This is a genomic window from Streptomyces sp. NPDC004647 (assembly GCF_040609575.1).
GTDB lineage: Bacteria > Actinomycetota > Actinomycetes > Streptomycetales > Streptomycetaceae > Streptomyces.
Genome location: NZ_JBEXKU010000053.1, coordinates 46,326 through 56,072 on the forward strand (window position 1 = coordinate 46,326; position 9,747 = coordinate 56,072).

Genomic DNA, 9,747 nt, shown 5'->3' on the forward strand with positions numbered 1-9,747 from the left:
CCCTCCCGCGCACGACGGGACAGCCGCGGGCCGGCCGCCGCGAGCCGCGGAGTAGGATCAGCCCGCCATGAAAATCGATGCAACCTACACCAGTCTCGTCGCGCTCGGCGACTCCTTCACCGAAGGCATGTCGGACCGGTTGCCCGACGGTTCGTACCGCGGCTGGGCCGATCTCCTCGCCTCACGGCTCGCCGCCCGCACCCCCGGTTTCCGGTACGCCAACCTCGCGGTGCGCGGAAAGCTCATCGCGCAGATCGTCGACGAGCAGGTCGACATCGCCGCCCAGATGCGCGCGGATGTGGTCACCCTGGTCGGCGGGCTCAACGACACCCTCCGTCCCAAGTGCGACCTCGACGAGGTCTGCGACCGGCTGGAGGACGCCGTCACCCGGCTCGCCCCGAGCTGCAAGCAGCTGGTGCTGATGCGCAGCCCGACCAGGCGAGGCCCGATGGCGACCCGCTTCCTGCCGCGCATGCACCAGCTGTTCGCCCATCTCGACGGACTGGCGGCGAAGCACGGTGCGGTGGTCGTCGACCTCTTCGGCGGCGGCGCGCTGAGCGATCCGCGGCTGTGGGCGGACGACCGGCTGCACCTCAACTCCGAGGGGCACCGCCGGGTGGCCGAAGCCGTCTGGCAGGCCCTGGGCCACGGGCCCGAGGACGACTGGACCGTCCCGCTGCCGACCGCCTCGCCGTCCTCCTGGTACGTGCGGCGGGCCGGCGATCTGCGGTTCGCCCGCGAGCATCTGGTCCCGTGGATCGGCCGTCGGCTGACGGGCCGCTCCTCCGGGGACGGGCTGCCGCCCAAGCGCGCGGAGCTGCTGCCGTACCAGCCCTGAGACCGCGACGCCGACCTGCGGGAACGGGAAGTAGAATCTGGCTACGTGACTGCCAAGCCCCGCATCCCCAACGTCCTGGCCGGCCGCTACGCATCCGCGGAGCTCGCTGTCCTCTGGTCCCCCGAGTACAAGGTGACGCTGGAGCGGCGGCTGTGGCTCGCCGTGCTCCGCGCGCAGAAGGACCTCGGCATCGAGGTGCCCGAGCAGGCCCTCGCCGACTACGAGCGGGTCCTCGAGCAGGTCGACCTGGCCTCGATCGCCGAACGCGAGAAGATCACCCGGCACGATGTGAAAGCGCGCATCGAGGAGTTCAACGCCCTCGCCGGGCATGAGCACGTCCACAAGGGCATGACCTCCCGCGACCTGACCGAGAACGTCGAGCAGCTGCAGATCCGGCTGTCCCTGGAGCTGGTGCAGAGCCGTACGGTCGCTGTGCTGGCACGGCTGGGGAAGCTGGCGGCCGAGCACGCCGAGCTGGTGATCGCGGGCCGCTCGCACAATGTGGCAGCACAGGCCACCACTCTCGGCAAGCGCTTCGCGACCGCCGCGGACGAGCTGCTCGTGGCGTACTCGCGGCTGGAAGATCTGCTCGGCCGCTACCCGCTGCGCGGCATCAAGGGCCCGGTCGGCACCGCGCAGGACATGCTCGACCTCCTCGGCGGGGACCCGTCCAGGCTGGCGGAGCTGGAGCAGCGCGTCGCCGCCCACCTCGGCTTCTCGCACGCCTTCACCTCGGTCGGCCAGGTGTACCCGCGCTCGCTCGACTACGACGTGGTCAGCGCGCTGGTGCAGCTCGCCGCGGCCCCGTCCTCGTTCGCGAAGACGATCCGGCTGATGGCCGGGCACGAGCTGGTGACCGAGGGCTTCAAGCCGGGCCAGGTCGGCTCCTCGGCGATGCCGCACAAGATGAACACCCGCTCCTGCGAGCGCGTGAACGGCCTCGCGGTGATCCTCCGCGGCTACGCCTCGATGGCGGGCGAGCTGGCGGGCGACCAGTGGAACGAGGGCGATGTGTCCTGCTCCGTGGTGCGTCGCGTCGCGCTGCCGGACGCCTTCTTCGCCCTCGACGGGCTATTGGAGACCTTCCTGACCGTCCTCGACGAGTTCGGCGCCTTCCCCGCCGTCGCCGCCCGCGAGCTGGATCGTTACCTTCCCTTCCTGGCGACGACGAAGGTGCTGATGGGCGCCGTACGGGCAGGGGTCGGCCGGGAGGCCGCGCACGAGGTCATCAAGGAGCACGCGGTCGCGTCCGCGCTGGCCATGCGCGAGAAGGGCGTGGAGCGCAACGAGCTGCTTGACCGGCTCGCCGAGGACGAGCGCATTCCGCTGGACCGGGCGCAGCTGGACGCGCTGATGGCCGACCGGCTGTCCTTCACCGGCGCCGCCGGTGACCAGGTCGCGGCCGTCGTACGGCGCATCGAGGAGATCGCGGCGCAGCACCCGGAGGCCGCCGCGTACACACCCGGGGCGATCCTCTGACCCCCGAGGAACTGGAGGCCGCCCGCGACCGCACGATCGAGGATGTGGTCGCGGGCGGTCTGCGTGTGCTGTTCTGCGGCATCAACCCGGGGCTGATGTCCGGGGCTACGGGACACCACTTCGCGCGGCCGGGAAACCGCTTCTGGCCGGTGCTGCACGCTTCGGGCTTCACGCCGCGGCAGCTGAAGCCGTCGGAGCAGCGCGAGCTGCTCCGGTACGGGCTGGGCATCACCAATGTCGCGGCCCGGACGACGGCTCGGGCCGACGAGCTGACCGACGAGGAGCTGCGGGATGGCGGGCGCCGCCTCGAGGAGAAGGTGCGGCGGTACGAGCCGAAGTGGCTCGCCGTCGTCGGCGTCACCGCCTATCGCGTGGCTTTCGGGGACCGGCAGGCCCGGATCGGCCCGCAGGAGCGCACGATCGGCACCACCCGGATCTGGGTGCTGCCGAATCCCAGCGGGCTGAACGCGCACTGGTCCGCGACGGCGATGGCGGAGGAGTTCGGCCGGCTCCGGGAGGCCGCGGACGCGGACGGCGGCGCGGGGCAGGACACCTAGCGGACGTCCTCCTCCCCTATCGCGACGACCAACTGGAACGGCAGTTCCCGGCCCCCCTGGCCCAGACCGAGGCCGACCCAGCGGTTGTCGATGCGCCAGGCGTACAGCTCGGGCACGTAGCCGCACAGCGTGTCGAGCGGGGCCGGGACAGGTCGGCCCATCGCCGAGCGCTCCAAGTGGTCGAGGAGTTGCAGGACTTCGGGCTCGCCCCAGCGGCGGGTCAGCGTCTGTACGAGTACGCGCAGCTCGGATTCGAACTCCTCCTGGACCTCCAGCACCCGCGTGGGATCGGCGTCCCAGAACTCCTCGCTGACGCGGAGGCCCGCGATGTGGAACCCGGGGCCGCTCTCGACCAGGGCCGCTCTGCCACGCCGCGAGGGGAAAGGACGGGCACGCAGCAGGTCGATCGTGGCCAGGTGTGCGACGGTGTCCATATCGTCAGTAAAGCGCCTGCGCCTGACACTTGGCGGCCCGTCAGGCACCGAATGCTTTATGGCCCCCTCCCCTTCTCCTCTTCGACGTCGGTGGCCGTCGCTCCCGGTGCTCACACGCCCGGGGCGGGAGCGCGCCTTCGCGCACCCAAGTCATGATCACCGCGTACGAGTCGAGGTTCGCCGCCGCGGACAGCGCCCGGCCTCCCCCGTCCACCCAGGTCGCAGAGGTCGCCGGGCCCCAGCTCAGCGGCTACGATCCCCGCACACACGCACAGGAGGGAGGCCTGCGTTGGGGCGGCTCACCGGCGGGGACCCTTCCCTGCTGCGACGGATCAACTCGGCGGTGGTGCTGCACGCCCTGCGGGACGGCGCCTCCACCACGCTGACCGGCCTCGTGCAGCTGACCGGGCTGTCCCGGCCGACCGTCGAAGGCGTGGTCGAGGGCCTGATCGAGAGCGGCCTGGTGGTGGAGGTGCCCGCCGAGGAGGGCCGGACCCGCCGCCAGGGCCGGCCTGCCCGCCGCTTCCGGTTCCGCACCGAGGCCGGGTATCTGCTGGGCATCGAGATCGGCTCGCACCGGGTCGCGGCGCTGCTGGCCGATCTGCGGGGGCGGGTGACGGACTCCGCTTCGCGCGACGTATCGGAGGCGGCGTCGCCGGACGAACGTCTGGACCGGGTCCGCGCGACTGTGGCCGACCTGCTGCGGCGCGCGGGCGTGCCCCGCAGCTCGCTGCGCGCCGTCGGCGTGGGCACGCCGGGCATCGTCGAGGCGGACGGAACCGTCACGCTGGGGACCGCGCTCCCCGGATGGACCGGGCTGCCGCTCGGCGACCGCCTGAAGCGATCCTTCCGCTGTCCGGTGCTGGTGGAGAACGACGCGAACGCGGCCGTGGTGGCCGAGCATTGGAAGGGCGCGGGTACCGATTCCGAGGACATCGTGTTCGTCCTGGCCGGGCTGAGCCCGGGCGCGGGCTCGCTCATCGGCGGCCGGCTGCACCGCGGGTACGGCGGGGCGGCCGGGGAGATCGGCGCGCTGCACCTGCTGGGCCGGGAGGCCAAGCCGGAGCAGGTGCTGTCGACCACCGGGGAGCCGCTGCACCCGCTCGACGAGGCGGCGGGGGCGCGGGTGTTCGCGCGGGCTGGCGAGGGTGACCCCCTGGCCCGGGACGCCGTGGAGCGGTTCATCCGGCGGTTGGTGCACGACGTCGCGGCGCTCGTCCTCGCCCTGGACCCGGAGCTGGTCGTGGTGGGCGGGTGGCCCGCGGGGCTGGACGGCGTACTGGAGCCGCTGCGACGGGAGTTGGCCCGCTACTGCCTGCGGCCGCCGCGTGTCGAGCTCTCGACGCTGGGCGAGGCGGCGGTGGCCACGGGCGCGCTGCGGCTGGCGCTGGACCATGTGGAGGAACGGCTCTTCGCGGTGGAGGGCACGGTCACCGCTCGCCGCTGAGGTGTGGGCCCGGGCCGAGGTGTGCCCCGGCGTTCGCCGGCGTCCCGGCATGGGTGATTCTCCCGATCGCGTCCGCGGGCATCTCGCTGGGAGCCCGGCCACGTTCCTCACCCCCGCTGCGGCGCGGCGGCCCGGTCGGCTGAGGCCGGTTGTCCTTGCCGGGACGGGGCACGGCCGGTGGGCGGCCACTCGGTGAGCCCGCCACCGGCCGATGGTGAGCCCATCCACCGACCGAGCGGCAAGTCCCGCCACCAGCCGAGCGGTAAGCCCCGCCGCCGACCGATCGGGTAAGTCCCGCCACCTCGACCGCCCCCGGTGCCCGCAACTGCCTCAGGACGCGCGGCGGCCCTCGCCTGCGTGCGTGATCTGGACGCCGCCACTCTCACCGAACGTGAGGCGGCAGGTGTCGGCGCGGTACGTCGCGACCGCCACCGCGACCGTGCGGCCCTCCGCGAAGTAGCGGGTGGTGACCACCAGCACGGGCGCGCCCGGAAGCCGGTCCAGCTCCTTGGCGTCATCCGCCCGGGCCGAACCCAGCTCCACCGACTGGTCCTGGCCTTCGAGATCGAGTCGCTGCAACTCGCGGAGTACGGCCCGGGCGCGGGCCGTACCGGCAGGCGCGCCGATGGCTGTCAGGCCCGGCACGGAGCCGCCGGGTACGTACAGCAGCTCGGCCGCGACCGGCTGGCCGTGCGTCATGCGGGTGCGCCGGACAGTGTGGACCTGTTCGTCGGCGTCCGTGTCGAGGAGCCCCGCGACCGCGGCCGGAGGGTTCGCTTCCGCACAGTCAACGGGCTGCCACGTGTCGCCGCTCGCGCCGGGCCAGGAGTGCTGCTCGGCCCCGACGGCCACGCCCATCCGCGGCGGAGCCACCGTGGTACCGACCCCGCGGCGGCGCTGCAGCCTGCCTTCGAGTTCGAGCTGCTCCAGGGCCTGCCGGAGAGTCGCCCGGGCGACGCCGAACCGGGCTGCGAGGTCGCGCTCGTTGGGCAGGATCTCACCCACCGCGAAATCCGAGTCCAGTGCCTCACTGAGCACGGTCCTCAAGTGCCAGTACTTCGGCTCAGGCACCGGTTCGAGCTGCGTAGTCCCCACCCTGTCCTCCGCAATCGCCGTGTCCCCCGCGGGATTTTTAGTGCCCTTGTTTATTAAAGGTTATTGCACTATCCCTGCGACCATAGGGCGGCTCCCACCCTTGGTCAATACCAATCCTCGTCCGATGCAGTTCTCCGCATGCCTGTGCCGCACAGCGTTCACAAGACGTTCGCGCACCCCCTCCAAGGCGTCCTGGACGGGTTGCGGTGTAGCGTCGCCGATCATCGGCGATACCTGAGGCGGGGCGATGGAGCAGGTCAGCGTGGTCACCGGCGGAAGTCGCGGGATCGGCGCAGCGGTCGCCGTGAGGCTGGCCCGCGCCGGGCACCGGATCGCCATCGGCTACGAGCGGGCCCGGGACGCCGCCGAGGAGACCGCGGCAGCCGTGCGCGCCACCGGCAGCGAGTGCGTGGCCGTCCGGGTGGACGTCAGCGTCGAGGCAGAGGTCGACGTCCTGTTCGACACGGCGAGGGAGAAGCTGGGCCCGGTCACCGGACTGGTCAACAGCGCCGGGATCACCGGACCGCTGGGCCGCTTCGCGGACACCCCGCCCGAGGTGATGCGGCGGGTGGTCGAAGTGAACGTGACGGGGGCGCTGCTCTGCGCACGTCGCGCCGTACGGGAGATGTCGACCCGGTACGGCGGCCGGGGCGGCGCCATCGTCACCATCTCCTCGGGCGCGGCGACGACCGGCAGCCCCGGCGAGTATGTGCACTACGCCGCGAGCAAGGCCGCCGTGGACGCGATGACGATCGGCCTGTCCAAGGAGTTGGGCGCCGAGGGGATCCGGGTGAATTCGGTGCAGCCCGGCATGATCCTCACCGATATCCACGCTTCCATGGGAGACCCGGAGCGGCCCTGGCGCCACCCCGACCGGGTGCCGATGCGCCGCCCGGGGGATCCGGACGAGGTCGCGGGCGCGGTCGCCTGGCTGCTCTCCCCCGAGGCCTCGTACACCACCGGGGCCGTGCTGCGGGTCGCCGGCGGGCTGTAGGCACCTCCCCCCGGAGTCCTCCTTCGGTCGTGTTGTGGTCCGGGTGGCCACCGCGTCATCCCACCCGAATGAACGCGGCCGTGTCCGGGAGTCGTCATCCGTCGCGCAGCACAATGGACGCGCGGTCGCCGGACGGCGGCGGCCCGTTACGGGAGGCGCTGTGAAGTACGGGGTACTGGGCACCGGCGACGTCGGCCGCACGCTCGCGGGCAAGCTGGTCGAGCTGGGCCACGAAGTGGTGATGGGCTCCCGGACGAAGGCCAACGAGAAGGCGCTCGCCTGGGTCGCCGAGGCCGGACCCCGCGCCGGCGCCGGGACGTTCGAGGACGCGGCCGCCTTCGGCGAGGTCGTGGTCAACGGGGTCAGCGGTCAAGCGGCGCTCGCGGCACTGCAGGCCGCGGGCGCGGAGAACCTCGCGGGCAAGCTGCTGATCGACGTGTGCAATCCGCTCTCGTTCGAGGAGGGACGGCTGCGGCTGTCGCCCGTGGAGTCCGACAGCGTCGGCGCTCGGATCCAGCGGACCTTCCCCGAAGCGCGCGTGGTCAAGGCGCTCAACACCGTCAACTGCCGGGTGATGGTGGCTCCCGGCCGAGTGCCCGGCGAGCACCAGCTGTTCCTCTGCGGCGACGACAACGAGGCGAAGGCGCGGACGGTGGCGCTGCTCGGCGACTTCGGCTGGCCCGCGGACCGGGTGTTCGATCTGGGCGGCATCGAGGCTGCCCGCTGCACCGAGATGCTGATGCCCCTGTGGTTCACCCTGATGCAGAAGTTCGGGCATGCCGACTTCAATTACGAAATCCGGCGGGGCTCGGGCTCACCCTCTTGAAGTTCAAGCTAACCATGGGTAATGCTTGCTGACACTGCGTCTCACCCTGTTGACCCGTCGTCGAGGAGTGTCCTCATGACCGCAACCGTGGCCACGGCCTCCTTCACCGTCGACTCCCCCACCGGAAGGCATCCGGTCTCCGTCACGTACCAGCGCAGCGGTTCCGGGGAACCGCTGCTGCTTCTGCACGGCATCGGACACCACCGTCAGGCATGGGACCCGGTGTTCCGTATCCTCGCGGCGGAGCGCGACGTCATCGCGGTGGACCTGCCCGGCTTCGGGGAGTCCCCGGCACTGCCTGACGGCGTGCCGCACGACCTGACGACGGTGGTCCCCGCGCTCGGCGCACTCTGCGGGGAACTGGACATCGACCGGCCGCATGTCGCAGGTAATTCGCTGGGCGGGCTGCTCGCCCTCGACATGGGCCGCGAAAAGCTCGTACGGTCCGTCACCGCCCTCTCCCCCGCCGGGTTCTGGACGGAGACCGAGCGGCGCTACGCGTTCGGCGTGCTGCGCGGCATGCGCGCCGGGGCACGGCTGCTGCCGGACCCCGTCGTGGAGCAGCTGTCCCGTTCGGCCGTCGGCCGGGCGGCGCTGGTCAGCACCATCTACGCCCGGCCGGGGCGGCGTTCACCGCAGGCCGCCGTCGCCGAGACCCGGGCGATGCGGAACGCGACCGGCTTCCACTCCACCCTCGCCGCCGGCCGCGATGTGCTGTTCACCGGCGACGTCCCGGACGTGCCCGTCACCATCGCCTGGGGCACCCGGGACCGGCTGCTGGTGCGCCGGCAGGGGGTGCGGGCCAAGTACGCGATACCCGGCGCCCGGCTCGTACGGCTCCCCGGCTGCGGTCATGTCCCGATGAGCGACGACCCGGCGCTGGTCGCGCGGGTCATCCTGGACGGCAGCCGGCCGGCGACGGCGGGCTGAGAGACCGCGAAGGAACCCTGAGCGCAGGGCTCCGGAGACCGGCAGAGCGGGCACCGGCCCGACAGACCTCGGCGCGTGACGCCTCAGCACGCGACGCCTCAGCCCGCCGGGGCCCGGGACGCCGGTCGCCAGCACGCCGGACCCCAGCACGACTCCCGCGCCGACCAGCAGACTGCCCGCCGCCTGCGCCGGTCCGTAGACGCCCGTGCCGAGGACCGGCGCGGTCAGCGCGGCGGACACCGGGATGAGGCCGGAGAAGAGCGTGGCGCGCTCGGCGCCGATCCGCTGGACTCCGGTGTACCAGCAGACGAAGCCGACGACGGTGACGACGACGGCCTGCCACCCGAGTGCCACCGCCTCTGCCACGTGCGGCACACGCAGCCATCCCGCTCCACCGTCGAGCACCAGACCGATGGCCACGGACTCGACAGCCGCTGCGCCGCAGGCGGCCGCCGAGAGCAGCTGGGGGCCGAGCGGTCGCAGCACCGGCACCGCGAGCACCGCGAAGCCGACCTCGCCCGCCAGCGCGGCGAGGGACCAGGCGAGGCCGGACACATCCGTACGGCCCCAGCCCTGGACGGTGAACGCCCCCGCCGCCACGAGCAGGGCACCGTACAGAACCGGACGGGCGGGCCGGCGACCGCCGACGGCCGGGGCGATGACCGCGACCACTACGGGAGCACAGCCGACGAGGACGCCGGGCACGGCCGGTTCGGCGGTCCGTTCCGCGGCCAGCACCGCGAGGTTGAAGCCGACCATGCCGACGGCCGCGAGGAGCGCCAGCCGCCCCCACTGGCGGACGTTCAGGGAACGTAGCGCCGCCCCGGCTCCCCCGGCCTTCGGCGCAAGGGGGCCCCAGCCCAGCAGAGGGAGAAGGAGGAGGAAGGCGAGACCGTAGCGGATGGCCTGCCCACCGGCGTACGGATAGTCGCCGAGCACGCTGTTGGCGGTGAACGACCCGCCGACGAGAACACAGGCGAAGGCGGCGAGGAGCGCCCCGCGCCGTTGGTAGTTGGTCATGGAAAGGACGCTAGGGATACCGCCGGTCCGGCTTAGAAGTCATCTCATTTGGTGAGTCGGCGGTAGCAGATGAGGGTGCAGGCGATGCTGGTGAAGGCGAGGAAGTGTTCGGCTTTGCGTTCGTAGC

At 72.3% G+C, this 9,747-nt stretch carries 9 protein-coding genes and 1 pseudogene; 7 read left to right on the forward strand and 3 right to left on the reverse strand.

Annotation, left to right across the window (positions count from 1 at the left end; translation table 11 throughout):
- The first annotated feature begins 67 nt into the window (after nt 1-67).
- From ABZW18_RS22885 to mug, 3 genes are read left to right on the forward strand one after another with little or no spacing between them, the layout of a single operon-like run.
- The gene (locus ABZW18_RS22885; protein WP_356190238.1) at nt 68-838 is read left to right on the forward strand and encodes an SGNH/GDSL hydrolase family protein; all 771 of its coding nucleotides are present in this window, start codon (nt 68-70) and stop codon (nt 836-838) included.
- Between the two features lie 45 nt (nt 839-883).
- Nucleotides 884-2,317, forward strand: a complete 1,434-nt coding sequence (purB, locus tag ABZW18_RS22890) for an adenylosuccinate lyase (protein WP_356190240.1) — start codon at nt 884-886, stop codon at nt 2,315-2,317.
- Nucleotides 2,314-2,874, forward strand: a complete 561-nt coding sequence (gene mug / locus ABZW18_RS22895) for a G/U mismatch-specific DNA glycosylase (protein ID WP_356190262.1) — start codon at nt 2,314-2,316, stop codon at nt 2,872-2,874. Before purB ends, mug begins: the two co-directional genes overlap by 4 nt.
- Here the strand turns inward: mug and ABZW18_RS22900 are convergent.
- Complete coding sequence (locus ABZW18_RS22900) at nt 2,871-3,308, reverse strand: hypothetical protein (RefSeq protein WP_356190242.1); 438 nt, start codon at nt 3,306-3,308, stop codon at nt 2,871-2,873. The genes mug and ABZW18_RS22900 overlap by 4 nt on opposite strands.
- A gap of 289 nt (nt 3,309-3,597) precedes the next feature.
- Between ABZW18_RS22900 and ABZW18_RS22905 the strand changes: the two genes are divergently transcribed.
- The gene (locus ABZW18_RS22905) at nt 3,598-4,755 is read left to right on the forward strand and encodes an ROK family transcriptional regulator (protein WP_356190244.1); all 1,158 of its coding nucleotides are present in this window, start codon (nt 3,598-3,600) and stop codon (nt 4,753-4,755) included.
- Between the two features lie 330 nt (nt 4,756-5,085).
- Here the strand turns inward: ABZW18_RS22905 and ABZW18_RS22910 are convergent, their stop codons facing one another.
- Entirely contained in the window at nt 5,086-5,850 is a 765-nt protein-coding gene (locus ABZW18_RS22910) for a GntR family transcriptional regulator (RefSeq protein ID WP_356190246.1), read from the reverse strand.
- Nucleotides 5,851-6,097: 247 nt separating this feature from the next.
- Here ABZW18_RS22910 and ABZW18_RS22915 point away from each other — a divergent pair, with 247 nt between their 5' ends.
- From ABZW18_RS22915 to ABZW18_RS22925, 3 genes are all read left to right on the forward strand, one after another.
- Nucleotides 6,098-6,844 carry an SDR family oxidoreductase gene (locus ABZW18_RS22915; protein WP_356190248.1) on the forward strand — a complete coding sequence of 249 codons (747 nt, stop codon included), beginning with the start codon at nt 6,098-6,100 and terminating at the stop codon, nt 6,842-6,844.
- 160 nt (nt 6,845-7,004) lie between these two features.
- On the forward strand, nt 7,005-7,670 hold the full coding sequence (locus tag ABZW18_RS22920) for an NAD(P)-binding domain-containing protein (protein ID WP_356190249.1): 666 nt from the start codon (nt 7,005-7,007) through the stop codon (nt 7,668-7,670).
- A 75-nt stretch (nt 7,671-7,745) separates the two neighbouring features.
- The gene (locus ABZW18_RS22925) at nt 7,746-8,600 is read left to right on the forward strand and encodes an alpha/beta fold hydrolase (protein ID WP_356190252.1); all 855 of its coding nucleotides are present in this window, start codon (nt 7,746-7,748) and stop codon (nt 8,598-8,600) included.
- Nucleotides 8,601-8,804: 204 nt separating this feature from the next.
- Here ABZW18_RS22925 and ABZW18_RS22930 read toward each other — a convergent pair.
- Nucleotides 8,805-9,620: pseudogene (locus ABZW18_RS22930) on the reverse strand (EamA family transporter); the annotation flags it as partial.
- Nucleotides 9,621-9,747: the final 127 nt, after the last annotated feature.